This window comes from Limnohabitans sp. Jir72, from assembly GCF_003063575.1.
Lineage (GTDB): Bacteria > Pseudomonadota > Gammaproteobacteria > Burkholderiales > Burkholderiaceae_C > Limnohabitans_A.
Genome location: NZ_NESC01000003.1, coordinates 277,169 through 301,333, shown reverse-complemented (window position 1 = coordinate 301,333; position 24,165 = coordinate 277,169). Strand labels below are relative to the sequence as shown.

Below are 24,165 nucleotides of genomic sequence, written 5' to 3'. Positions count from 1 at the left end.
TGTTCAGGCCACGCAAGCGTCAGCCGTTCACAAAGTTCGGTGCGCGCTTGTTCAGGAAGGCGTCCATGCCTTCTTTTTGGTCGTGGGTGGCAAACAGGCCGTGGAAGATGCGGCGCTCGAACATCACACCGTCGCTCAGGCCGCTTTCAAAGGCGCGGTTCACGCTTTCCTTGGCGGCCATCACCGACAACTGGCCATAGCCGCAGATCATCAGTGCGGCGCCCATGGCCTCGTCCATCAGCTTGTCCAATGGCACCACGCGGCTGACCAGGCCGCCGCGCTCGGCCTCGGCGGCGTCCATCATGCGGCCAGTCAGCACCAGGTCCATGGCTTTGGATTTGCCCATGGCGCGCGGCAGGCGCTGCGTGCCGCCCGCGCCGGGGATGATGCCGATCTTGATTTCAGGCTGGCCGAACTTGGCGTTGTCGGCGGCGATGATGAAGTCGCACATCATGGCCAGCTCGCAGCCGCCACCCAGGGCAAAACCGGCCACAGCCGCGATCACAGGCTTGCGGATCGAGCGGATGGTTTCCCAGTTGCGGGTGATGAAGTCTTGCTTGTAGACCTCGTGGAAGTTGTACTTGGCCATGGCCGAGATGTCTGCGCCCGCAGCAAAGGCTTTTTCGCTGCCGGTGACGATGATGCAGCCAATCGCCTCGTCGGCGTCAAAGGCTTTCAGGGCGGCGCCCAGCTCGTCCATCAAGGGGCCGTTAAGCGCGTTCAGGGCCTTGGGGCGGTTCAGGGTGATGATGCCGACCTTGCCGCCTTCGGTGCGGACTTCGATGTTTTCGTAGCTCAAGGACTTCTCCAAATGGGATGTGAATTGCAAAGGTCACTATAACCAAGGCAGCTGCCGCAAGTCTGTCAAACCGGGCGCAGCGGCGCACGCGTACAGTCGTCTCACTAGGGGAAAACATTAACCAACCGATCGGTCGGTTAATGGTAAATTCGAAGATTAAGGAGACATTCCATGACCGAATCCACCGTTCCCACAGTGCTGTACGAAGAGCGAGGCGCTGTAGCCGTGATCACCTTCAACCGCCCCACCGCATTGAACAGCTTCACACGCCAGATGCACCACGATCTGTGGGCCGCGCTCGATCAGGCCGAGGCCAACCTTGCCATCCGCGCCGCCGTCTTCACCGGCGCAGGGCGCGGCTTTTGTGCAGGCGCCGATTTGTCCGACTTCGATTTCACGCCCGGCCCCAACCGCGTCGAACGTGCCGATCCCGGCCCGATCATCGATCAAGCCTTCAACCCCAGCACGCGCCGTTTGCAATCGCTGCGCATGCCCACCATCGCAGCCGTCAATGGCGTGGCTGCTGGCGCTGGTGCCTCGATGGTCATGGCCTGCGACATCGCGATTGCCGCGCCTGGTGCCAGCTTTATCCAAGCTTTCAGCAAGATCGGTTTGATCCCCGATGCGGGCGGCAGCTGGCTGTTGGTCGAGCGCCTAGGTCTGGCCCGTGCGATGGCTCTGGCCATGACCGGCGACAAGTTGAGCGCTCAGCAAGCCAAGGACTGGGGCATGATTTGGGATGTGGCTGACGATGCCTTGGCCGCGGCCTTGGCCATGGCCGAGCGTTTGGCACAGATGCCCACCAAAGCCCTGGTGGCCACGCGCGCCTTGCTGCAGTCTGCGACCACCCGCACACTGTCTGAACACCTGGACGCCGAGCGTGACACCCAGTCGGCGCTGGGCCGCACACACGATTACTTCGAGGGGGTGCAAGCCTTCCTCGAAAAACGCCCGGCGCAATTCAAAGGCGAATGATGAGCACCTCCGATCCCAAAGCCCTCGCCCGTTTGGTGGGCGAGACCATGTTCGCGGTGGACGTGGCCTCCAAAGACACCATGGGCATGGAACTGCTGGCCTGCGAGCCCGGCCGTGCCGTGATGCGCATGGTGGTCAAAGAACTGCACCTGAACGGCCACCAAATTTGTCATGGCGGCTTCATCTTCACGTTGGCCGACTCGACCTTTGCCTTTGCCTGCAACAGTTACAACAAGAACGCGGTGGCGGCCGGTTGCAGCATCGAGTTTTTGAAGCCCGGCAAGCTGGGCGACGTGCTGACTTGCGAAGGTGTTGAGCAGACCCTGAGCGGACGCCACGGCATTTACGACATGAAGGTCACGAACCAGAACGGCGAAGTGATTGCCATGTTCCGTGGCAAGAGCGCGCAGATCCCGGGCTCTGTGGTGCCTGAATAAATCAACGGGGACAGGCCTACAGCGCTGTCTCAAAGATCAAGTGGAGTATTGAATGAACCCTAAAGCCTTCCCCCTGGAGCCGATTGAAAAGGCCAGCATCGACGAGCTGCGCAGCCTGCAGCTCAAGCGCCTGCAGCAAACCCTGCAGCACGCCTATGCCAACTCGCCCGTGTACCGCGCCAAGTTCGACGCAGCAGGTGTGCACCCGAGCGACTGCAAAAGCTTGAGCGACATCGCCAAGTTCCCTTTCACGACCAAGGCCGACCTGCGCGACAGCTACCCGTTTGGTATGTTTGCTGTGCCGCGTGAGAACTGCGCCCGAATCCACGCATCGAGCGGCACCACCGGCAAGCCCACGGTGGTGGGTTACACCCTCAAAGACATCGACACCTGGTCCACCGTGGTGGCCCGCAGCATCCGCGCAGGCGGCGCCAAGCCCGGCGACATGGTGCATGTGAGTTATGGCTATGGCCTGTTCACGGGCGGCATGGGCGCGCATTACGGCGCAGAAAAACTCGGCCTCACAGTCGTACCCTTTGGTGGCGGTCAGACTGAGCGCCAGGTGCAGCTGATCCAGGATTTCAAATCCAACATCATCATGGTCACGCCCAGCTATATGCTGGCGATTGCCGACGAGTTTGAGCGCCAAGGCATCGATCCAAAGACTTCTTCGCTGCGCATCGGCATCTTTGGTGCCGAGCCGTGGACCAACGACATGCGAGCCGCTATCGAAAAACGCATGGCCATCGACGCGGTGGACATTTATGGCTTGTCTGAAGTGATGGGCCCGGGCGTGGCCAGTGAATGCATCGAGACCAAGGACGGCCCGACCATCTGGGAAGACCACTTCTACCCCGAGATCATCAACCCCGACACGGGCGAGCCGGTGGCCGACGGCGAGATGGGCGAGCTGGTGTTCACCAGCCTGACCAAAGAAGCGCTGCCCATCATCCGCTACCGCACGCGCGACTTGACGCGCTTGTTGCCCGGTACCGCCCGCACCATGCGCCGCATGGAAAAGATCACCGGCCGCAGCGACGACATGATGATCATCCGCGGCGTGAACGTGTTCCCCAGCCAGATCGAAGAGCTGATCTTGAAGCGTGCCGAGCTGGCGCCGCACTACCAGTGCGTGCTGACCCGTGAAGGCCCGATGGACAATCTGAAGGTGCTGATCGAGACCAAACCCGGTGTGGCCCCCGACGGCAGCGAAGCCCGCGCCGCCGCTAAGATGCTGCAGCACGAGATCAAGGTCTACATTGGCTCCAGCGTGGCGATCGAACTCAAGGCCGAAGGCGGTGTGGAGCGCAGCCAGGGCAAGGCCAAACGCGTGGTGGATTTGCGCGGCAAGTAAAGCGTGATTGATTCAAAGAAAAACCCCGACGGGTCACCCGTCGGGGTTTCTCATTTGTAGGAGCCGCACCCCGTGCGCGATGGGGTAAGTGGTTCACTGGCCATCGCCGACGCGGTCGCGCTCCTACAAGGTTTTCTCAAAAGCACGCAAGCGCTTGAACACCGAGACCAACTCCACGATGCTGGACCAGCTGCGCACCAGGTACTGGAAAGACTCTTGCACCTGAGAAAACGCACGGGCAATCTGCTCCATCACGCCCAGGGTGAAAGCGCCCGCCACGATGCTCGGGGCCAGCGCGATATAAGGCACCAGCACGCCCGCTTGCAGGTAGCTCCACTTGGCGGCATCGAAATACATGTAGTGGAAGTACATGCGAAAGTGGTTGGTGCGCACGGCGGTGAACAGGTCTTTGAGTGTGGGCGGTGTGGCGCGCAGGGGGTCGTCTTCGCCAAGCACGAGTTCCTTGCGGTAAGCCGCTTCCACGCGTTGGTTGGCGTATTCGAGACCAGGCAATTTGCCGCCCACGCCGGCCAGCAGCACGGTGCCAAAGATCGCGAACAGCAAAGCCACATAGACCAGCGAATGCGGCACCGGGCCGATCCAGGGCAAGGCGGTGACTTTCTCGGACAGCGTCCACAAAATGGGCAAAAAGGCCAGCAAGGTGAGCAAGCTGTCCATCAGGCCCAGGCCCAGTGTTTCCATCAGGCGGGCAAAGCGCATGGTGTCTTCTTGCACGCGCTGTGAAGCGCCTTCGATGTGGCGCAGCCGTGACCAATGTGCCACATAAAAATCGTTCATGGCGGTGCGCCAGCGGAACACGAAGTGCTTGGCCAAAAACTCTTGCAGTACGGCCACCAGCACAAAGATGGCCGCGATTTGGAAGAAGCTCAGCAACAAGCTCAAGTAGCTCGCTTCGGTGATCGAGCCGGGCTGGCTCAAGGCTTTTTGAACCGAGTCGTAAAATGCGCCGAACCAGTCGTTGATCTGCACGCTCAGTTGCACCTTGTACCAGGTGCCCAGCAAGATCAGGCCGCTGCCCAACCAGGCCCAGACCCACCAGCGTTGGTTGCCAAAAAATGAACGGAACATGGGGATGCCTTTCAGGCTGCGGGCCAAGGGCTGGTGCGGTCTGTGGCCATTTCGAGTCGCCAGACGGAACTTTGCTGCGGCACCGTGAGCGGCAGGCGAAGCAGTTGTCGGTCGCGAGAGACCAGTGCGGTGAGTTGGCGTTCCTTGCCCAGCAATTCGGGCACTTCGGCGAGTTTGGCAATGCGCCAGCTACCGCCCCGGCCTTTGGTGCCGACTTCCACGCCCAGCCATTCGTCATGTGCGGCGATGCCCGACAGTTCGGCGGCGCTGCCGCGCAGGACTGCTTTGATCTGTACGCCGCTGGCGCTGTCGGTGTGGCGCAGGCCCAAGCGGTCTGCAAAGCTGCCGGTTTCTACATGGATCTGGACACCCTGGCTTTTGAGCAGCGGGGCCAAAGGCAATTCGGCGGTGGAGTGTACCCAGGCTGTGATTTCGGCTTGCCAGCTGCGGCCGGTCTGGGCTTGCAGTTCGTCCAGCAGGTCTTGCTCGCGCATGGGTCCGGCTTTGCAGCGCTTGTACAGGCCGCGCATCACATCGTCCAGCGTGTGGCCTTTGCCGTGGCCCTCCTGGCGCAAAGACAGGTCCAGACACAGGGCCACCAGCGCGCCCTTGGTGTAGTAGCTCACGGTGGCGTTGAGGGTGTTTTCGTCCTGGCGGTAATACTTCACCCAAGCATCGGTACTGGCCTGGGCCACGGTCTGCACATGGCGGCCCGGCGTTTGCTGCACTTGGGTGATGGTTTTGTTCAGCAGCTGGAGGTAAGCGGCATCGTCGATCAGCCCTGCGCGGCGCAGCAGCAGGTCGTCGTAGTAGCTGGTGAAGCCTTCAAAGAACCACAGCAGCTGGGTGTAGTTTTCTTGTGTGTAGTCGTAGCGCGCAAACGCATGCGGGCGCAGTTGCTTGACGTTCCATGTGTGGAAGTATTCGTGGCTGATCAGGCCCAGCAAGGTGGTGTAGTCCTGGCTGGTTCGGGGGCTGCTCAACCGAGGCAGGTCGCTGCGCTTGCAAATCAGCGCGGTGCTGTTACGGTGCTCCAGACCGCCGTAGCCGTCGTGCACAGCGTTGAGCATGAACAGGTAATTTTTATACGGGGTTTTTTGACCGGCGGATTTGCCTTGACCATGCCAGAAGTGGATTTCGGTTTCGCAGATTTTTTGCGTGTCGGCGAGTAAGCGGTCGCCGTCGAACGATGGCAAGGCACCCGCCACCACGAAGCGGTGCTGGATGCCGCAAGCATTGAAGCTGCCGTACCAGAAGTCACCCAGTTCGACAGGACAGTCGACCAGCTCGTCGTAGTTGTTGGCGGTGTAATGGCCGAAGCCGCGCTTGTCGACCTTGGTCGGCGTCAGCCCTGTGGCCGCTCGCCATGAGGCTTGCTCTTTCACTGGCAACAGGTGCAAGTGGTGCGCCATGGCTTCTTGCCCATGCACCCGCAGGCACAAGCTGGTGCCGTTGAAAAAGCCCCGCTGGCTGTCGAGCCAAGCGGTGCGCACCGAGTTGTCGAAGGCGTAGACCTCGTAGCGCAACACCAGCGGCTCGCCTGCACGGCAAGTGATGTGCCAAGTGCATTTGTCTTGTTGCACCAGCGCAGGCTTGCGACGGCCTTGTCGGGCCGTCAGGCCCTGCAGGTTTTTGGAGAATTCGCGCACCAGATAACTGCCGGGAATCCATACCGGCAGTGACACGGTTTGTTGTGCTGCAGGCGCTGGGATGGTGAGCGTCACCCGAAACAGGTGGGCGTGCAGGTCGGCGGCTTCAACGGCGTAATGGATGGCGTGCATGTTTGATTTCAGTTGACAGAGGGGTGTCGCAGGCCTTGGCGGTAGACCTTACCGCGAGTCGCTCGCCATGACGGCAGCGCTCGGCTCAGGTTGCGCCTGCTGCCAAAAAGCAGCTGAGTGCAGACACGATGGTCAATTGCAAGCGCATCGGTAGCCACGGTGCCAGACCTGCGGCAGGCCAAGTGCGACGGTCCACCGCGTAGCAGCCAATCAGCACAAAGCCCAGCAGGGGCAAGCCTGCAAAGGCGGGCATCATCACGCCCACCCAAGCGAGGATGGAGGGGGCAATGCCCCAGGTGAAATGGATGCGCGGCGCCTGCGGGGTGATCAGCGCATTGCGAAAGCCCACGCCCCAATGGATGCCGCCCAAAAATGACACGATCACCGCCCCATAGCCTTGCATGGCCAGTGCCACATAAGGGTGCAAATCAGGCCCAACCAGCCACAGGCACAGTGCCAGAAACACAAAAGGGATCAGGCCGGCAAAGCCCAGACGGCGGATCAAGCGCCAGGTGGTGTCTTCGGGGTGCTTGAGGGCGTTCATTTGATGTCAGCCAAGAGTTTCTCGACTTGGGCGATCGGCACGGCGCCCGGCACGCGGGTGCCATCGGCAAAGAACAGCGTGGGCGTGCCGGTGATGCGGTTTTTCTTGCCAAACTCGACGTTGGCATCCACTGCAGCGGTGTCGCAGTTGGCGGTCACGGGTGTGGTGCCGCTGAGCATCCAGTCGTTCCAGCTTTTGGCCTTGTCTTTGGCGCACCAGATGTTCTTGGATTTGACTTTGGAGTCTTCGCCCAGGATGGGGTAGAGCAGGTGGTGGATCGTCACGTTGTCGAGTTTTTGCAGGTCTTTTTCAAAGCGCTTGCAATAACCGCAGTTGGGGTCGGCAAACACGACCAGCTTGCGTTTGCCGTTCCCACGCACTTGGGTGAAGGCGTTTTTCAGGGGCAGTTGGTCGAACGCAACGGCCGACAGTTTCTCGACGCGTTCTTCGGTCAAGTTGCGGCGCTGCTTGACGTCAATCAGGTTGCCCTGAATCAGGAAGCTGCCCTCGGCATCGCTGTACATGATGTCGCTGCCCATGCGCACTTCGTACAAGCCGTTCATAGGGGTTTTGCTGATCTCGTCGATCTTGGGCAAATTGGCCAAGCGCTCGCTCAGGCTTTTGCGGATGGTGGCTTCTTGGGCGAAGACCGGGCTGATGGCCAGTGCGAAAACACAGAAGGCCAGTGAGCGAAAAGGTGTCATGAGGGGAGGTTCCGTATCAAAAACGCAGGTTGGGATGGTGTGTTCAATGCGCATGGGGTGCATCGGCACCCATGGCGTGCCGTGTCATCCAGTTTTTCAAAGGACCGCTGCGGTCAAAGCCGCGCATGCCCCAGTTGCGCAGGTTTTGCCATGCCGGGCCGGGCCGGGCAAACAGGCGCTGCAGACCATCGGTGACATAAGCCATGGCCTGCACATCTGCTTGGCGGGCGCGTTCGTAGCGACGCAGCAGTTTGCTGTCGTGCAGTGGACGCCAGAATTCTTTGGCCTGGATCACGCGCACCAACTCGGCCACATCGGCCAGGCCGATGTTCAAACCTTGACCCGCCAAGGGGTGCAGGCTGTGTGCCGCGTCACCAGCCAGTGCAAAAGCCTGTTTCGTGGTGCCGGGCATCTCGCCGATCCAGCGCGAGGCATGGGCCAGTTGCAAGGGCCAGACCGCACGTTCAGCGCTCAGCGTCATGGGGCCAAGGGCCATGTGGCAAGCTTGGCTGAGTTCGCTGGCAAAGTCTTCGGCGCTCAGACCCATCAGGTGGGGCACGCGCAAGGGGTGGACTGACCACACCAGCGCGACCTCGTGGCCGCCTTCGCCGTCCAGGGGCAGCAGCGCCAGAATCTCGGCCTGGGCTTGGGCGTGGCCAGGCACTTGCCCCCAGGTGAACCATTGCCGCGCCACGCCGCCGTGAGGCTCTTCGCAGCGCAAGCGGGCGGCCACCGCGTGTTGTTCGTAGGCTGTGATGGCAAAAGCCACGCCCAGTTCGGCGCGGGTTTGGCTGGCGCGGCCTTCGCAAATCACGGTCAGCGGCGCAGCCACGGGGGCTTGCACCACTTCGATCTGTGGTTGAAATTGCACGGCCGCAGCCAGACGCGCTTCGAGCACGGGCACGTCCACGATCCAGTTGAGCTCCCCTGCGCCCAGGCCTTGTGCGCCAAAGGTCAAATCGCCGCCGTGGTCGCCAAAGACCCGCATCTGGTGCACCGGTGTTACAGCGGGGCTGTCGGGCCAGCAGCGCAGGTCTTGCAGCATGCGCTGCGCAGCGCTGTTGAGCGAGTAGGCCCGCACATCGGGGCCCCTGGGCGGAGCGGGCGACTCGACCAGCGTCACGCGCACCCGTTCGCGGGCCAGCAACAGGGCCAAAGTGCGGCCCACAATGCCGGCGCCTCGGATGCAAATATCGGGTTGGTTTGCCATGGCTGCATTGTAGGCATGCCGACGGATGCGCACGGTTGACGAAACAGGGGCCAAAACCTTCCCTTTTGGGAGCCTGTGGTGCTGCCCCGTTCATTGAACTTGACGATGAAATGCCAGGGGTTTAAAGATAATAAATAATGTAAAATTGTTCGATTCAAATAAATAAATAAAAACAGCAAAAAAATAATGTTTTCGAGTAAGTTTTTCAAAAATGATATTGCCATTGACTTGGGCACGGCCAACACCCTGATTTTTGTGCGAGACAAGGGCATCGTGCTCGACGAGCCCTCGGTGGTGGCGATCCGTCACGAAGGCGGCCCCCAGGGCAAGAAAACCTTGCAGGCCGTGGGCCACGAAGCCAAGGCCATGTTGGGCAAGATGCCTGGCAACATCGATGCCATCCGCCCCATGAAGGACGGCGTGATCGCCGACTTCACTTTGACCGAGCAGATGCTCAAGCAGTTCATCCGCATGGTGCACCCCCGCAGCACTTTCCGCCCCAGCCCGCGCATCATCATCTGCGTGCCTTGTGGCTCTACCCAGGTCGAGCGTCGCGCTATCCGTGAATCGGCGCTGGGTGCAGGCGCTTCTGAGGTGTACCTGATCGAAGAACCCATGGCCGCAGCCATTGGCGCGGGTCTGCCCGTGTCGGAGGCTTCGGGCTCCATGGTGGTGGACATTGGTGGCGGCACCACCGAAGTGGGCGTGATCTCGCTGGGCGGCATGGTCTACAAAGGCAGCGTGCGCGTGGGTGGCGACAAGTTCGATGAAGCCATCATCAGCTACATCCGTCGCAACTATGGCATGTTGATCGGTGAACCCACGGCAGAAGCCATCAAGAAAAACATCGGCTCGGCCTTTCCTGGCAGCGAAGTCAAGGAGATGGAAGTCAAGGGCCGCAACCTGTCAGAGGGCGTGCATCGCAGCTTCACCATCAGCTCCAACGAAATTCTGGAAGCGCTGACCGATCCGCTGAACAACATTGTGTCGGCCGTCAAAACGGCTTTGGAGCAAACGCCTCCTGAGCTGGGTGCCGACATTGCAGAGCGCGGGATGATGCTCACGGGCGGTGGCGCTTTGCTGCGTGACCTGGACCGCTTGCTGGCCGAAGAAACCGGCTTGCCCGTGTTGGTGGCCGAAGACCCGCTGACTTGCGTGGCACGTGGCTGCGGCATGGCTTTGGAAAAAATCGGTGAAGCAAATGACTGGTTTGTCTGAATACAGCGGCCGTTGGTTTTTGTCTTTCGGCGGACTGTGTCTTCTTGTATCGGCTGCTTGTTTGTTGCCAGCACAAGTGCATGGCAGCAATGAGGGCGTTGGAACGCGGGTTGAAAAGCTGTTGAAAGACGGCCGTTATGGCGAGGCTGAAAAAGAAATTCGCCAGGCACAAGCAGCCGATGGTGACAGTGCGCAGTTGAAGTTTTCGGCCTGCGTATTGCTGGCCCAACAGTCGGCGGCTAAAAAAGCGATTGCATGCTTTCAGCAGCTGTCACAGGCGCATCCTGAGATGCCTGAGATTTACAACAACATTGGCGTTTTATATGCTGGAATCGGCGTGCAACTCGAGGCGAGAAAGTGGTTTGAACGCGGCTTGAAGCAGCAACAGGCTTATGCCGTATTGCATCAGAATTTGCTGAATCTTCAGGCTGAGATCAATCGGAATGCATATGCAGCGGCCTTGCAATTGGATATTTCCAAAAGCAACGCTCCACCCAAGCTCAGTCTGCTGGGAAAGCTCACATCTTTACCGGAGGCAACTTCTCCGTTGCTCAGTTCATCTGGTGCCGCCTTGCCTGGCAAGGCAACGGCGCTTGTCGCTCCTGTTGTTGGTCCCGAGGTGGCAAAGGGCCAGCTTGCGGGGAAGTTGACCCAGACGTCACCAGTCATGTCCGCTTCTGTTCAGGCAGCGGAGTCACCCGACAAGACAACGGATCTGAATGACCCATCACAGGTTCGCGAGACGGTTCAGGCTTGGGCGAATGCCTGGAGCAAGAAAGACCTGAATGCTTATCTGAAGGCTTATTCGCCCAGTTTCAATCCAGGGGTCAATTTGTCACGCAGCGCTTGGGAAGCGCAGCGCCGTGACCGCATCATGTCCAAAAAACAAATCCAAATTGAGTTGAGTGATTTCAACATCAGTTTCTCCAAGGTCAATGCGAAAGCCACAGCCACAGCAACATTCCTTCAAAGTTACCAATCGGGCACCATCGTCACGGTAGGACGAAAGACGCTGGAGCTGTCCGAGGACAAGGGCCAATGGTTGATCACGCGCGAGATGGTTATTGGTGCTGGATCATGAGATCAAGGAACCTGTTTCTCAAATCCAACGCTACACAAAGGGCAGGTTGGGTGTTGCTCGCACTCTTGGGGGTAGGGAGTGTCGTCGTTCTTCTGATGCACCCCAAAGAGATAAAACGTGATGACTGGGCTTGGCAGTCCCCTATTGAACCGCCAGGTGTCACCATCGTTTCACAGGAGCCGCAAGCTTTGCTTGTTCCTGCATCCATGCCTTCAGTATCGGATGCGCAAAGCCGTGCGCAACCGACGCCCTTTGTTGAGAAGTCAGCACAGGTGGTCAAAAATGTGGTGAACCCCGCGCCAACGGCAATGCGGCTCGACGACCGTGCTCAGATTCGCCAGGTTCTGGAGCGCTGGAGTCAGGCGTGGAGCTCACGCAGCATGGACGCTTACTTTGATCAGTACGCGACGTCGTTTGTTCCTGCGGGCGGTCTGAGTCGATCTGCCTGGGAAAAAGTGCGCCGCCAAAGGATCTTGTCCAAGGGGCAGATCACGCACGAAATCCGTGACTTGCAAGTCACCTTGGACGGTGAGATGGCGACTGTTAAGTTTGAGCAGTTGTACGCCACAGCGCAAACGCACTGGGTCGGTCCTAAAATCCTGCGTCTGCAAAGGGAGGGCGTCAGGTGGCGCATCATCTCCGAGAGTGCCAATTGAACTGGCGGACGGCATCTGTGCGGTTTGTCTGGTGCTTTGCTTGGATCAAGCAAAGCGCTTGGGCGCATCATGGCCTATTGGTCTTTTTGATTGTGCTGCCGCTGGGCTTGTTGCCCGATAAGAGCTGGGAAGTCGTTGCTGGTCAGCGCCTGAACTTGCATGTCATTCCTTGGGAAACGCAGTTTGAGAACGCCTCAGCTCAGGAGCCTCCTGCGCAGCCCGATGCAGAGTCTTTGTTGCGTGAAGCCCATCGGCGCTTGTTGAAAGGACAGAGGGCTGAGGCATTGGGTATTGCGCAAGAACTTGTTGAGCGTCACCCAAACTTCCAGCTCGGACAGTTGTTATTTGCCGACTTGCTCAACCTCACATCGGATCAACCCATCGATGCGCGTTCTGCACTGCACATCGGCGAGCCAGGGGTGACGCAACAACGCTTGAAACAGCTCAACGATGAAGCTCGGCAGCGCCTGACAAGACCCGATGCTGCCGTTTATGCCGGTAAAGAGCCTGAAGGACTGGTCTATTTGTCACCCAAAGTGCCATTTGCCGTGGTCGTGGATGCGTTGCATTCCCGCTTGTATTTGATGGGGCACGCATCTTCCGAAGGGGCTCAAGACGCAGGCCCAGGTTTGCAGGTCATTTTTGAAAGTTACATGTCCGTGGGTCAGCGCGGCATTGGTAAGCAGCAACGCGGCGATGGCAAGACCCCATTGGGCGCTTATGTGGTTCAGAAATCCTACCCAGGGCATGTCTTACCCGACCTCTATGGTTCGGGGGCGCTGACGCTGAATTACCCAAATGAGCTGGACCTGCTCGACGGAAAAACCGGTTCGGGTATCTGGATCCATGGCTCGCCCAGCGATCAGTATGCCCAGGCTCCAGAGTCTACGGATGGCTGTGTCGTGCTTTCCAATCCGGACATGGAGGCGTTGCTGAAATTTCAACTGCCAGCGGGTACACCTGTGTTCATCCTGCCGCAGATTGAGTGGGTGCCCCCCCAAAAGAACAAGAATTTGAGAGACCCATTGAAGGCGCTTGGACAAAACAACGCGATAAAAGGAAAAGATGACACGCTGGCTTTGTTGAGCTGGCAAGCGCAAGGCCGCAAGATGGCGGCCATCTTGTCTGGTTCAGAAGCCTCGGTCATGGGACAGCCCAGTTGGGCGACACCCAGCTATTGGGTTGAGCAAGCGCATCAATGGCGGGCTGTTTCTGTCAGTGCCAGCACAGGTGCCAGATCTTCAATCAAGGGCGTGGTCAGATGATGGGATCGCGCTGGCGCTGCCGTGCAAGGGCGTGCTCTGACGCCAGATGACAGGAGCACCCGCGGCAATTCTTCGCGCAACAATGGCATGCCGTCCACAAGCGGAGCACCGCTCGGGGTCGATTTCCAGGCGCGGCGGTGCCAAGAAGTCGCAGTTCGCTGATCAGTACAATCGAGCCCATTCACCCGAGGGCAAAACCATGAAAAAAACAGCGCCCTGGGTGCGGTTTTTGACGGTATGCCGCTGCGCAGTGGCATCCACTTGTCTGCGCGGACCGGGCATTCGACCCCACCCAAATCGGGCTCGATCGTGCATGTGCGATCTTGATTTATAAGGAAAAAATTCATGAGCCTCCAATGCGGCATCGTGGGTTTGCCCAACGTCGGCAAATCCACCCTTTTCAACGCCCTGACCAAAGCCGGCATCGCCGCTGAAAACTACCCCTTTTGTACCATCGAGCCCAACACGGGCGTGGTCGAGGTGCCCGATCCGCGCTTGCAGCAGTTGGCCGAGATCATCACGCCCGAGCGCATCGTGCCGGCCATCGTGGAGTTTGTGGACATTGCCGGTTTGGTGGCTGGGGCCAGCACGGGTGAAGGCTTGGGCAACAAGTTTCTGGCCCACATCCGCGAGACCGACGCCATCGTCAACGTGGTGCGCTGCTTTGAAGACGACAACGTCATCCACGTGGCCAACAAGGTGGACCCGATTGCCGACATCGAGGTCATCCAGACCGAGCTGTGCCTGGCCGACCTGGCCGCAGCCGAAAAGGCCATCCACCGCGTGAGCAAAATCGCCCGCTCCGGCGACAAGGAAGCTGTCAAGCAGATGGCTGTTTTGGAAAAGTGCTTGGCGGCACTGAACGACACCCAGCCGGTGCGCACCATCGACTTCAGCAAGGAAGAGCGCGCCGAACTCAAGCAGTTCTACTTCATCACCGCCAAGCCGGCCATGTTCGTGGCCAACGTGTCGGAAGACGGTTTTGAAAACAACCCTTTCCTCGACCGCCTCAAAGCCTTTGCCGCCAAGCAAAACGCACCCGTGGTGGCCATTTGCGCCAAGATCGAGGCCGAGTTGTCCGAGATGGACGATGCAGACCGCCTCGAATTCTTGAAGGAACTTGGCCAGGATGAGCCAGGCCTGAACCGCCTGATCCGCTCGGCTTACGCCTTGCTGGGCCTGCAAACCTACTTCACCGCCGGCGTGAAGGAAGTGCGCGCCTGGACCATCCACGTGGGCGACACCGGTCCGCAAGCGGCAGGCGTGATCCACACCGACTTTGAAAAGGGCTACATCCGCGCCCAAACCATCGCGTTTGACGACTTCATCGCCTTCAAAGGCGAGCAGGGTGCTAAAGACGCGGGCAAGATGCGCGCCGAAGGCAAGGAATACGTCGTCAAGGATGGCGATGTGATGAACTTCTTGTTCAGCTCCTGAGCCCGCCGAGGCTTCAACAAAAAACCGCTCTGAGGAGCGGTTTTTTTGTGGTGCCAAGGCGCTGGGTCAGCGTTTGGCCGCCAGAAATTTCAACACCTCAGCCACGCTGCGCTGTGGGTCTTCCTCTTGCGGCACATGGCCCAGGCCGTCCAACACCACATATTGGCTGCCAGGGATGTCTTGGTGAAAGCGTTGACCTGAGGGCTCGGGGATGAGCCGGTCCTGTGTGCCCCACAAAATCAGCGTGGGCTGCCCGATGGTGGCAATCAGCCCGGCGGACTGGGCATCGGTTTCGCGCAGCTTCATGCGCTGGGTCAGGCTCTCGCGGTTGCCCGCGCGCAGCGTCAGCTCGTAGTAGCGGTCCACCAGTTCGGGCGTGACCTTGCCCGGGTCGGCGTAGACGTTGCGCACGCTGGATTCGATCATGCGCCGGGGCAAGAGTCGGCTCATCACCGGCTTGAGCCACTCGATCTGGGCCAGCCGAAAGCCCAGTGGCACCGAGGTCGATTGCAACGGGTAGCCTGTGGCGTCTACCAGCACCAGACGGCTGACCCGTTCGGGGTGCTGCACCGCGGTGCGCCAGGCCACGCCGCCGCCCAGCGAATTGCCTGCCAGCACCGCACGGCGCACGCCCAGCTGGTCCAGCAGGGCGGCGATGAAGTCGGCGTAACGGGTCATGCGGTAGTCGCCATCGGGCGCGGGGCCGGTCAGGCCAAAGCCGGGCAGGTCCATGCGGATGACGCGGCGCTGGCCTTTGAGCGCCGCTGTCCAGCCGTCCCAGGTGTGCAAGCTGGCCGAGGTGCCGTGGATCAGCACGATGGGCTCGGGGTCATTGCGTGGGCCTTCGTCGCGCAAGTGCACCTGCATGCCTTGCAAGGGGATGAATTGCGACGGGGCGGGTGCCCACCGCTCTTTGAGGTTGTCCACGCTGCGGTCGGGTGCCCACGCCAGGCCCATGCCCGCAAACAGCACCACCACCAAGATCAGCGCCGACCAGCGCAGCAACCGCATTGTTTTCATGCCATCACCCCTTGAGGAAAAAACCAGAGCAAGGCCAGCGACATGCACAGGTAGCGCAAGAATTTGCCGATGGCCATGTAAAAAGTGCAGGGCCAAAACGGCAGCTTGAGCCAGCCCGCGACCGCGCACAGCGGGTCGCCGACCACCGGCAGCCAGCTGAGCAAGCAGGCCTTGGGGCCGAGCTTTTCAAGCCAAGCCAGTGCCCTCAGGTGGCTGGTTGACGCCTGCTGAGGGCCCATCGCTGCGCGCCCCCCTCTGCCCATCCACCAGGTCAGCATGCCACCCAAGGTGTTGCCTGCGGTGCCCACCGCAATGGCCGACCAAAACAGTTCTGGGTTGAGTTTGATCAGGCCAAACACCGCTGGTTCAGACCCGAGTGGCAGCAAGGTGGCCGAGACGAAGGCGGCCACAAAGACCGTGCTCAGGCCATGCTGGGGCAGGGCCAGCCAATGCAGCAGTTGATCAAGCCAAAGTTCCATGCAGGTCAGTGTAGCGGACCTGTCCGTGGTGACGCGCAGGCACACGCCTGTGGTTCGGCGGTGTTCTGCACTTTAAATTGAATTTGATGAATTGATGGTATTTTGAAATTATTTAGATGTATAAAAACAAAAAATGTAAAATCAAATAATTGATTTTCATGAGGCCTAAAGCCCAAGCAGGAGTTGTTGATGTTGCAAAACAAAAAACGAAGTGCATTCTTGCGGCGATGGACTCTTCTTGCGTGTGCGGTTCAGGTCACCACGGCCAGTGCAGCCAGCAACGAGTTTCTGGACATGTCGCTCGAAGAATTGGTGGATTACCGCCTGATGTCGATGTCCAGAAAAGAGCAGCGGGTGGCCGACATGGCCGCCGCAGCCTACGTGATTTCTGCCGAAGAAATCCGCCGATCCGGTGCGCAATCCATTCCCGAAGCTTTGCGTCAGGTGTCCGGGCTCAATGTGGCACAGATCAGCCGCAACAGCTGGGCGGTCAGTTCCCGGGGGTTCAACGAACGCTTCTCGGGCAAGTTGCTGGTGCAGGTCGATGGGCGCAGTGTTTATTCGCCGCTGTTTTCGGGTGTGCTGTGGGAAACACAAGACACCGTCATGGAAGACATCGAGCGCATCGAAGTCATTCGTGGGCCTGGTGCCGCCTTGTGGGGCACCAATGCCATGAATGGCGTGATCAACATCGTCACGCGTTCGGCGGCGTCGAGCCAAGGCACGCTGCTCAGCGCGACGGGGGGTACTGGGGATTTGGCATCGACTTCTTTGCGTCATGCCGGTGTGCTGGAGCAAGGCGGTCATTACAAGGTGTATGGCAAGCTTGGCTCGATGGGCGGCGCATCAGAGCGAAATTCCGGCGGGGTCTCTCCAGACGGGTCGAGTCAGCAGCGCGTGGGTCTCAAGTTGGAGCCGCAAGTCGACAGCGGCCAGCTCAGCATCAAGGCTGAGCTGTACCAGCACCGCACCAAAGAAGGTTGGGTCACCCCATCGATCTTGGCTTTCAGCGATGCCAAAACGCCGTATTCCAGGGACGCGCTTTTGTCCGCCAACGACCAGGGCGGCTCTGTGCAAGGCCGCTACAGCTGGAAAACCGCCGATGGCGCCGAGAACATGCTGCAAGCTTCGCTTGACCACGAAAGCACCATGCACAAAGGGGTCTGGGGGTCAGGGGCCAGTTCATTGACCATGCCGCTGGGCCTGGTGCCAGCGCTCATGACCATGGGGGGTGTCAAGACCGATTTCGATGTCGACTTCCAGCAGCGCAAGCTGTATGACGCCCACGATTTCATCTGGGGCCTGAATTTGCGGCACACACGCGATGACCTGGTCTTGCCGGCATCGCCGTATTACCTGAGCAATGGCAAGGACCAGCGGCTCAGCTACAGCGCATTCGTCCACGATGAAATTGCCTTGGTGCCTGAGCGCTTCAAGCTGATTCTCGGCTCCAAGTTCGAGAAAGACGGCTTGACCGGTTTCAACGTGCAGCCCAATGCACGGGTGCTTTACACACCAAGCCAAAAAGAGGCGTATTGGGGCGCATTGTCGCGCTCGGTGCGTTCGCCACGGCGCACGGAAAGCATGTCCACCATCGACATCAGCGCGGCCGATGCCGCCAGTTTGAATAAGATCACGGGACTGAACCAGCCAGCGAACATGCTGACCGCATTGACGCAGGTGTCGCCATTGGCCAATGCCTCAGTGCAAGCCGAGAAAGCCATCAGTCTGGAAGCGGGTTGGCGCAAGCAGTTCTCCAACTTCCTGAGCATCGATTCATCGCTGTTCCTGACCGATTACAGCCAGTTGCGCGGTGGCCGCATGGCGGCCAACCCCCTTTCGCCTTTGGATGTGCAGCAAGCCATGGCGTGCCTGTACCAATTCGGTCCGGGTGCCTGTTACTTCACCGTGTCGGGCTACAACACCAACTTGGACAAAGCCCGCTCTTGGGGCGGCGAAGTGTCATTGGAGTGGCATCCTTACTCTTGGTGGAAACTGCAAACGTCCTACAGCCATGTGCGCATCAAAGGCGAGCGCACCGGGGATGTGCTGGGCAACATTCAGCTGACTTCGCATGAGAACGCCTCGCCAAGGCATCAAATTTCGTTGAACAACAACTTCAGTTTGGCGCATGACCTGAATCTGGATGTGCGTTTGCGATACCAGTCGGAAACGGCCTTCTACACGATCAACACATCTGAACCCACACGCATTGCAGCCTATACAGGGCTGGACATGCGTTTGGCGTGGCAAGTCAGTCGCAACACCGAGTTGTCGGTCATGGGGCGCAATCTGCTCAAGGACCGCCACACGGAGTTCATGAACATCTTCCCCACGACGCGCGCCTATGACGTGCAACGCAGTGCGTTGGTTCAAGCAGTGACACGTTTTTGAAGGACATGACCATGAACATGCACCTTCCATTCATCACCTCCACCGTCCGATTTTTGGCGCGCAGCCTGTGCGGCTTGATCGGTACTTTCGCACTGACCGTGAGCGCTCAACCCGACATGCAAACGGCTGACCGCATCAAAGCGGCCTATGTGTACAACTTCGCCAAGTTCGTCGAAATGTCCGGCACCGATGACAAGACCATCCGCCTGTGTGTGTTGGGCAAGGATGACCTCAATGGGGCCATGCTGAGTTTGAACCGCCGCATGGCGCAAGGCCGCGAAATCCTGGTGCGCAAAGATGTGCCCATGGACCAGATCAAAGACTGCGCCATGGCGTTCATTGGCGAGAGCGACGCCCGTCTCTTGTCCGCTGCCGCACGCCAGTTGGGCAACGCACAGGTTTTGTTGGTCAGCGATGCCCGCCAGGCCATGGACTTGGGGGCACACTTGTCACTGGTTTTCAGCGATGACCGCGTGGAGTTTGATGTGAACTTGCTGAACCTGCAAAAATCCAACATCAAAGCCAGCAGTCAAATGCTGAAATTGGCCCGAGCCGTGATCCGGTAAAAACGTCATACAGTGGTGCGCATGAATTTTTGGCGTCGAGAAAGACTTTTGCATCTGCCCATGCAGCACAAGCTCAACCACATCTTGGCGCTGGGGATTTGGTGCGTTTTGCTGCTGTTCTTTGTGGTCACTTCTCTGTGGCAAGCCGGCCAAACCTTGCAAGCCACCCAAGCGGCCGCCAAAAGTCTGGCCGAGCTGGCCGCCGAGAGCAATGCCGCCGCTGTCCGTTTTGATGACCAGGCGGGTGCACAAAAGCAGCTGGAGATTTTTCGGCACATCCAGAATGTGGAGATGGTGGACATCTATGTTGACCCGGCCCGCGCCAAACCCTTTGCGCATTACCCGGTGCTCAAGGCGGGGGCTCGCCCACTGGATGACGTCCCCGCTGAGCTGATCAAGGGTGAGCGCACGTCGCTCCTCACTTTCAGTACCTACAGCATCCGCCTGCCCATCGTGCAAGACGGCGAGCATCTTGGTGTGGTGGTGGTGCGCACCCGACTGGACAGTTTCTGGTGGGGCATTGCCATCACCTTATTGGTGGCTGTGGTGGCCATGTGGCTGGCCTACACCTTGGTGCGCCACTTCTTGGGGCGCTGGATTGCGGTGATCATTCAGCCCGTTCTGGATCTGGCTGACGTGATGGGGCGCATCACCCGTGTGCACGATTACAGCCAACGCGCACAAGTTCAAAGTCAGGATGAGATCGGGGAGCTCGTGGCCGGCTTCAACTCCATGCTGGACCAGATTGAACACAAGGACAAGGCCCTGGGTCAATACAGCCAGGAGCTCGAGTCAGAGGTCCAGGCCCGCACGGCCGAGTTGTTGCTGGCCAAAGAGCATGCCGATGCCGCCAACCGCGCCAAGAGTCAATTTTTGGCCAACATGAGCCATGAGATCCGCACGCCCCTCAACGGTTTGATCGGCGTGTCGGAGTTGCTCGGTTCTACCGAGCCGACCGAGCAGCAGAAAAAACTCATCAGCATGATCAGCTCGTCTTCGTCGACGCTGTTGTACCTGATCAATGACATCCTCGATTTTTCGAAAATTGAAGCGGGCATGCTCCATCTCGAAAAAGTGCCTTATGGCCCCGAGTTTGCAGCCCGGCAGGTGTGCGCCTTGTTCGAGCCGCATGCGCAGGACAAAGGTCTCAATCTGGTGTTCCAGCCTCCCGGCGACGGTTCGGCCTTGATGATTTTGGGCGACCCGCACCGCTTCACCCAGATCATCAGCAACCTGATTTCCAATGCTGTCAAATTCACCGAACACGGCCAGGTGACCGTGAGCCTGAGCCACACCGTTCAAGAAGATGGTCAGATCCGTGTGCGGTGCACCGTGCAGGACACCGGCATTGGCATCAGCGAAGCAGAAGCGCAGCGCTTGTTCAGCGCTTTCTCGCAAGCAGACATTTCGATGGCGCGGCGCTATGGCGGCAGTGGTTTGGGCTTGGTCATTTCGCGCCAACTTGCCGAACTGATGGGTGGACAGGTGGGTTTCAGCAGCCAGCAGGGCCAAGGTTCGTGTTTCTGGTTTGAAGTGTGTGGTCCGCGACTCAAAGACATGTCCGTCGAGAAAAACACCCATGCAGCGCAAGTGCCCTTGTCGCTCGATTGCACCGTCCTGATCGCCGAAGACAACGATGTGAACCGTGAAATTTTGGTCACCATGCTCAAGGCGGCCGGTTGCCGCATCCTGCAGGCCCACAATGGCCAGCAGGCGGTTGAGCTGAGTGCGTCCGAGGCCTACGACATCATCTTGATGGATGTGCAAATGCCGCAGATGGACGGCATCGCGGCCACCAAGGCCATCCGAGCCAGAGAGTTGGCTTTGGGCGCGGTGCGCAAACCTATTCTGGCGCTGACCGCCAATGCCTTGGCCGATGACAAGGCCAACTGCCTGGCCGCTGGCATGGACGATTACCTGACCAAACCTTTTATGCGCAGGCAGATCTTGGAGTTGATGGGCCGGTGGCTACAGCACCAAGCGGCTGAGCCGATAAGTCAGATTTGAGGCCCCTTGCCTCACCCGGCAACAGCTTGCCCTATAACACACCCAGCTTTCATTTGCTGAAATATTAAGCAACTACAATCGTGCCTCCTTTTTAGGCATTCCCTTTTCCAGCACACCTTCCAGTCATGCAGATTGGCCCTTACCTATTGCCGAACAACTTGTTTGTCGCCCCCATGGCCGGGGTGACGGACAGGCCTTTTCGCCAGTTGTGCAGGCAGTTCGGGGCGGGCTATGCCGTGAGCGAAATGGTGACCTCTCGGCCAGATCTGTGGGCTTCGCTCAAAACCTCGCGCCGCGCCAACCACGACGGCGAGCCCGGACCGATCGCGGTGCAGATCGCAGGCACCGAGGCGCAGATGATGGCCGACGCCACGCGTTACAACATCGACCGGGGTGCACAGATCATCGACATCAACATGGGCTGCCCGGCCAAAAAGGTCTGCAACAAATGGGCCGGTTCGGCCCTGATGCAAGACGAGCCGCTGGCGCTTCAGATCATCAGTGCTGTGGTCGAGGCGGCCTTGCCGCACGGTGTGCCCGTCACACTCAAGATGCGCACCGGCTGGTGCGACGCCGAAAAGAACGCCCTGAGCTTGGCACGCGCCGCCGAAAGCGCCGGGGTGCAGATGGTCACCGTGCACGGTCGAACCCGTGAGCAGGGCTACAAAGGTTTTGCCGAGTACGACACCGTGGCCGCCGTCAAAGCCGCGCTCAAGATCCCGGTCGTGGCCAATGGCGACATCGACTCGCCCGAAAAAGCCCGTGATGTGCTCAGGCTCACTGGCGCAGACGCGGTGATGGTTGGCCGCGCCGCGCAAGGCAGCCCTTGGATCTTTCGCGAGATCGGCCACTTTTTGGCCACGGGCGAACACTTGGCCCCGCCGCTGGTGGCCGAGGTGCGCCGCGCCTTGCTAGAGCACCTGCAAGACCACTATGGCCTGTATGGCGAATACACCGGCGTGCGCTCGGCGCGCAAACACATTGGCTGGTATGTGCATGCACTGCCAGGCGGTGACCTTTTCAAAAAACACATGAACACCCTCGAAACGGCACAACAGCAGCTGGATGCGGTGGCGAGCTTTCTGGATGGCCTGGCCAGCCAGATGGACCGCTTGCCCGTCATGGCAGCGCAGCGGGTTTTGGAGACATTGGCATGAGCGAACCACAATCGATTGAACACTGCATCCGGGGCAACCTGGAAACCTATTTCCGCGACTTGGACGGAACCGATCCGACCGGTCTGTACGACATGCTGGTCAAGCTGGTGGAAAAGCCCTTGCTCGACGTGGTGATGGCCCAATCTGGCCAGAACCAGTCGCGCGCCGCCGAATGGCTGGGCCTGAACCGCAACACTTTGCGCAAGAAATTGCTGGAGCACGACCTGCTCAAATGAATTCAGGCTGAGCGCATGCCCAGCCGCTGCACACCACAGGCCGAAACCGTGTACCTCGGCCACCCACTGCGTACCTTTTAAATTTTCAAGAAAGTCCCCATGAGAGCACTCATCTCTGTCTCTGACAAAACCGGCATCGTTGATCTGGCCAAAGCACTGCACGCTTTGGGCGTGGGCCTGATCTCCACCGGCGGCACCGCCAAGCTCTTGGCTGAACAAGGCTTGCCTGTGACCGAAGTGGCCGAAGTCACCGGTTTTCCAGAAATGCTGGACGGTCGTGTCAAAACCTTGCACCCCAAAGTGCACGGCGGCTTGCTGGCCCGGCGCGACACGCCCGAGCACATGGCCGCTTTGCAGGCGCATGGCATCGAGACCATCGACCTGCTCATCGTCAACCTCTACCCCTTTGAAGCCACCGTGGCCAAGCCCGGTTGCACACTGGCCGACGCCATTGAGAACATCGACATCGGCGGCCCCGCCATGGTGCGCTCTGCCGCCAAAAACTGGAAAGACGTGGGCATCGTCACCGACGCCAGCCAATACGCGGACGTGATTTCCGAGCTGAAGTCCAACGGCAAACTCAGCGACAAACTGCGCTTTGCTTTGTCCGTGGCCGCGTTCAACCGCATCAGCCAATACGACGGCGCGATCAGCAACTACCTGTCGAGTGTGAACTTTGAAGCTGAAAAACTCAGCGAAGACTACGTGCCCGAGCGTGCCCAGTTCTCAGGCCAGTTCAACGAGCAATACGTGAAAGTACAAGACCTGCGCTACGGCGAAAACAGCCACCAGCAAGCCGCCTGGTACCGCGACTTGGCACCTGCCGCTGGTTCGCTCGCCACCGGTGTGCAGCTGCAAGGCAAAGAACTCAGCTACAACAACATCGCCGACGCCGATGCGGCGTGGGAATGTGTGAAGAGCTTCGAGACCACAGCCTGCGTCATCGTCAAACACGCCAACCCCTGCGGCGTGGCCGTGGGTGCGAACCCGCTCGAGGCCTACAGCAAGGCCTTCCAAACCGACCCCACCAGCGCGTTTGGCGGCATCATCGCCTTCAACCGTCCCGTGGACAAAGCCGCCGCCGAAGCCGTGAGCAAGCAGTTCGTCGAAGTGCTGATGGCCCCTGACTTCAGCGCCGAAGCACTGGAAGTGTTCAAGAGCAAAGTGAATGTGCGCTTGATGAAAATCGCCTTGCCCGCCCACTACGGCAACGTGCGCAACGCTTTGGAAACCAAACGCGTGGGCTCAGGTCTGTTGCTGCAAAGCGCCGACAACCACGAGTTGGCTTTGGCAGATCTGAAGATCGTCACCGTCAAACAACCCACACCTGAAGAACTCAACGACCTGCTGTTCGCCTGGAAAGTGGCCAAATTCGTCAAATCCAACGCCATCGTGTTCTGCAAAAACGGCATGACCATGGGCGTGGGCGCAGGCCAAATGAGCCGCCTCGACTCCGCCCGCATCGCCAGCATCAAGGCCGAAGCCGCCAAGCTGAGTCTGCAACACACCGTGGTCGCGAGCGACGCCTTCTTCCCCTTCCGCGACGGCCTCGACGTGGTGGTGGACGCCGGCGCGACCTGCGTGGCCCAGCCCGGTGGCTCGATGCGCGACCAGGAAGTGATTGACGCGGCCAACGAGCGCGGTGTGGCGATGGTGTTCACCGGTGTGCGCCACTTCAGGCATTGATGGATGGGCTTGTTTTGAACCGATCCAGGCAAGGCGTGCATAAAGCCAGCCCTGCTGTTGGCACCTCAGC

At 59.4% G+C, this 24,165-nt stretch carries 22 protein-coding genes; 14 read left to right on the top strand and 8 right to left on the bottom strand.

Annotated elements, in window-relative coordinates:
* Positions 1 to 19: 19 nt before the first annotated feature.
* The gene (locus B9Z52_RS06215) at positions 20 to 799 is read right to left on the bottom strand and encodes an enoyl-CoA hydratase (protein WP_108413016.1); all 780 of its coding nucleotides are present in this window, start codon (positions 797 to 799) and stop codon (positions 20 to 22) included.
* A 171-nt stretch (positions 800 to 970) separates the two neighbouring features.
* Between B9Z52_RS06215 and B9Z52_RS06210 the strand changes: the two genes are divergently transcribed.
* From B9Z52_RS06210 to paaK, 3 genes are read left to right on the top strand one after another with little or no spacing between them, the layout of a single operon-like run.
* On the top strand, positions 971 to 1,774 hold the full coding sequence (locus B9Z52_RS06210; protein WP_108412962.1) for an enoyl-CoA hydratase-related protein: 804 nt from the start codon (positions 971 to 973) through the stop codon (positions 1,772 to 1,774).
* Positions 1,774 to 2,211 (top strand): hydroxyphenylacetyl-CoA thioesterase PaaI, encoded by a 438-nt coding sequence (gene paaI, locus B9Z52_RS06205; protein WP_233251834.1) that lies wholly within the window; start codon positions 1,774 to 1,776, stop codon positions 2,209 to 2,211. Before B9Z52_RS06210 ends, paaI begins: the two co-directional genes overlap by 1 nt.
* Positions 2,212 to 2,263: 52 nt before the next feature.
* The gene (gene paaK / locus B9Z52_RS06200) at positions 2,264 to 3,565 is read left to right on the top strand and encodes a phenylacetate--CoA ligase PaaK (protein WP_108412960.1); all 1,302 of its coding nucleotides are present in this window, start codon (positions 2,264 to 2,266) and stop codon (positions 3,563 to 3,565) included.
* Positions 3,566 to 3,688: 123 nt separating this feature from the next.
* On the opposite strand, the gene B9Z52_RS06195 is transcribed toward paaK, so the two are convergent.
* From B9Z52_RS06195 to B9Z52_RS06175, 5 genes are all read right to left on the bottom strand, one after another.
* Positions 3,689 to 4,654 (bottom strand): putative transporter, encoded by a 966-nt coding sequence (locus B9Z52_RS06195; protein ID WP_108413015.1) that lies wholly within the window; start codon positions 4,652 to 4,654, stop codon positions 3,689 to 3,691.
* An 11-nt stretch (positions 4,655 to 4,665) separates the two neighbouring features.
* Entirely contained in the window at positions 4,666 to 6,435 is a 1,770-nt protein-coding gene (locus tag B9Z52_RS06190; protein ID WP_108412959.1) for a M61 family metallopeptidase, read from the bottom strand.
* An 85-nt stretch (positions 6,436 to 6,520) separates the two neighbouring features.
* Positions 6,521 to 6,979 (bottom strand): DUF3429 domain-containing protein, encoded by a 459-nt coding sequence (locus B9Z52_RS06185; protein WP_108412958.1) that lies wholly within the window; start codon positions 6,977 to 6,979, stop codon positions 6,521 to 6,523.
* A complete protein-coding gene (locus B9Z52_RS06180) occupies positions 6,976 to 7,683 on the bottom strand; it encodes a DsbC family protein (RefSeq protein WP_108412957.1) in 708 nt (235 codons plus the stop codon). The genes B9Z52_RS06185 and B9Z52_RS06180 overlap by 4 nt, the downstream gene beginning before the upstream one ends.
* 43 nt (positions 7,684 to 7,726) lie before the next feature.
* Complete coding sequence (locus B9Z52_RS06175; protein WP_108413014.1) at positions 7,727 to 8,893, bottom strand: FAD-dependent monooxygenase; 1,167 nt, start codon at positions 8,891 to 8,893, stop codon at positions 7,727 to 7,729.
* Between the two features lie 186 nt (positions 8,894 to 9,079).
* Between B9Z52_RS06175 and B9Z52_RS06170 the strand changes: the two genes are divergently transcribed.
* The 5 genes from B9Z52_RS06170 (at position 9,080) to ychF (ending at position 14,550) form a co-directional block, all read left to right on the top strand.
* Positions 9,080 to 10,111, top strand: a complete 1,032-nt coding sequence (locus B9Z52_RS06170; RefSeq protein ID WP_108412956.1) for a rod shape-determining protein — start codon at positions 9,080 to 9,082, stop codon at positions 10,109 to 10,111.
* On the top strand, positions 10,086 to 11,192 hold the full coding sequence (locus B9Z52_RS06165) for a hypothetical protein (RefSeq protein ID WP_158270516.1): 1,107 nt from the start codon (positions 10,086 to 10,088) through the stop codon (positions 11,190 to 11,192). The genes B9Z52_RS06170 and B9Z52_RS06165 overlap by 26 nt, the downstream gene beginning before the upstream one ends.
* Positions 11,193 to 11,398: 206 nt before the next feature.
* Positions 11,399 to 11,848, top strand: a complete 450-nt coding sequence (locus tag B9Z52_RS17835) for a nuclear transport factor 2 family protein (protein ID WP_158270515.1) — start codon at positions 11,399 to 11,401, stop codon at positions 11,846 to 11,848.
* A gap of 92 nt (positions 11,849 to 11,940) precedes the next feature.
* On the top strand, positions 11,941 to 13,113 hold the full coding sequence (locus tag B9Z52_RS06155; protein ID WP_233251843.1) for a L,D-transpeptidase family protein: 1,173 nt from the start codon (positions 11,941 to 11,943) through the stop codon (positions 13,111 to 13,113).
* Positions 13,114 to 13,458: 345 nt separating this feature from the next.
* The gene (ychF, locus tag B9Z52_RS06150; RefSeq protein WP_108412952.1) at positions 13,459 to 14,550 is read left to right on the top strand and encodes a redox-regulated ATPase YchF; all 1,092 of its coding nucleotides are present in this window, start codon (positions 13,459 to 13,461) and stop codon (positions 14,548 to 14,550) included.
* 66 nt (positions 14,551 to 14,616) lie between these two features.
* Here the strand turns inward: ychF and B9Z52_RS06145 are convergent, their stop codons facing one another.
* Positions 14,617 to 15,570 (bottom strand): alpha/beta fold hydrolase, encoded by a 954-nt coding sequence (locus tag B9Z52_RS06145; RefSeq protein ID WP_108412951.1) that lies wholly within the window; start codon positions 15,568 to 15,570, stop codon positions 14,617 to 14,619.
* Entirely contained in the window at positions 15,567 to 16,049 is a 483-nt protein-coding gene (locus B9Z52_RS06140; RefSeq protein ID WP_108412950.1) for a YqaA family protein, read from the bottom strand. Before B9Z52_RS06140 ends, B9Z52_RS06145 begins: the two co-directional genes overlap by 4 nt.
* Positions 16,050 to 16,238: 189 nt before the next feature.
* On the opposite strand from B9Z52_RS06140, the gene B9Z52_RS06135 reads away from it, so the two are divergent.
* From B9Z52_RS06135 to purH, 6 genes are all read left to right on the top strand, one after another.
* Positions 16,239 to 18,443 (top strand): TonB-dependent siderophore receptor, encoded by a 2,205-nt coding sequence (locus B9Z52_RS06135; RefSeq protein WP_108412949.1) that lies wholly within the window; start codon positions 16,239 to 16,241, stop codon positions 18,441 to 18,443.
* Between the two features lie 11 nt (positions 18,444 to 18,454).
* Complete coding sequence (locus B9Z52_RS06130; protein ID WP_158270514.1) at positions 18,455 to 19,009, top strand: YfiR family protein; 555 nt, start codon at positions 18,455 to 18,457, stop codon at positions 19,007 to 19,009.
* A gap of 60 nt (positions 19,010 to 19,069) precedes the next feature.
* The gene (locus B9Z52_RS06125; protein WP_158270513.1) at positions 19,070 to 21,016 is read left to right on the top strand and encodes an ATP-binding protein; all 1,947 of its coding nucleotides are present in this window, start codon (positions 19,070 to 19,072) and stop codon (positions 21,014 to 21,016) included.
* Between the two features lie 125 nt (positions 21,017 to 21,141).
* Entirely contained in the window at positions 21,142 to 22,173 is a 1,032-nt protein-coding gene (dusB, locus tag B9Z52_RS06120; protein ID WP_108412946.1) for a tRNA dihydrouridine synthase DusB, read from the top strand.
* Positions 22,170 to 22,409, top strand: coding sequence for a Fis family transcriptional regulator (locus tag B9Z52_RS06115; protein ID WP_108412945.1), 240 nt, complete (start codon positions 22,170 to 22,172; stop codon positions 22,407 to 22,409). The genes dusB and B9Z52_RS06115 overlap by 4 nt, the downstream gene beginning before the upstream one ends.
* 99 nt (positions 22,410 to 22,508) lie before the next feature.
* Positions 22,509 to 24,095: a bifunctional phosphoribosylaminoimidazolecarboxamide formyltransferase/IMP cyclohydrolase gene (gene purH / locus B9Z52_RS06110; RefSeq protein WP_108412944.1), complete on the top strand. Its 1,587-nt coding sequence runs from the start codon at positions 22,509 to 22,511 to the stop codon at positions 24,093 to 24,095.
* Positions 24,096 to 24,165: the final 70 nt, after the last annotated feature.